1 pseudogene is annotated in these 705 nt (G+C 40.9%); it reads right to left on the reverse strand.

The annotated features are described in order from the left end of the window. Positions 1–45: 45 nt before the first annotated feature. Positions 46–625: pseudogene (locus HW443_RS12460) on the reverse strand (DNA-methyltransferase). Positions 626–705 lie beyond the last annotated feature (80 nt).

Raw genomic sequence — 705 nt, forward strand, 5'->3', positions numbered from 1 at the left:
ACCCATGCGGCGCACCGCACCACGTCGCATGAAAATTGGTTATTTTCAAGGGAGTGCGACAGGAAATTGGCATGGATGGCATGTTTTTTCTATGTGATTACTTTTTACATTTGGAATTTCCCAAACGTCTGAAGGATTCTTACCATTAGGATTGCTGGAGTATTTTCCTACATTGGGGCCTTTGAAATGCTTCTTTCCTGGATATTTCTGGGGGGATTCGCACAGCATCTAAATTAAAAACGCAATTATCGCTTTTGGTAAACCAAAGGATGGTTTCATATCTACCCGAAAAGCGATTTGAACAATGAAGACCATGGCCAAAATGCCAGACTATACGATTCCTGAGCTTCAGACCGTTCTTCTTAAAGCAATCGTAAAGCAAGATGTCAAGCGGAATAATTTCGCCATTATCTATATAATTTCCTATTTCCCAGCAAACGCTCCCTTAGTCCTTGAGAACCCTAACGCATTCGTTGATCACCTGGCTTTGCTGTGAAACGTACTCCTTGATATCTGGCTTCTTTTCGTATTCTTTGCCAATGTTATATGGGGGAGAAGTTACTATTAGTTGAATAGACTTGTCTGGAATTTGTCTCAAGAAATCGAGACAGTCTCCAAGATACAAAGTCGCACTGTTTTCCTTAGAGAAAGATGTGTTAATCTCTAGCTCTTTCTCTGGTGCAAAAAGACTTCGGTTTTGGTCAT

The sequence above is a fragment of the Candidatus Hakubella thermalkaliphila genome, from assembly GCF_013281975.1.
Classification (GTDB): domain Bacteria; phylum Actinomycetota; class Humimicrobiia; order Hakubellales; family Hakubellaceae; genus Hakubella; species Hakubella thermalkaliphila.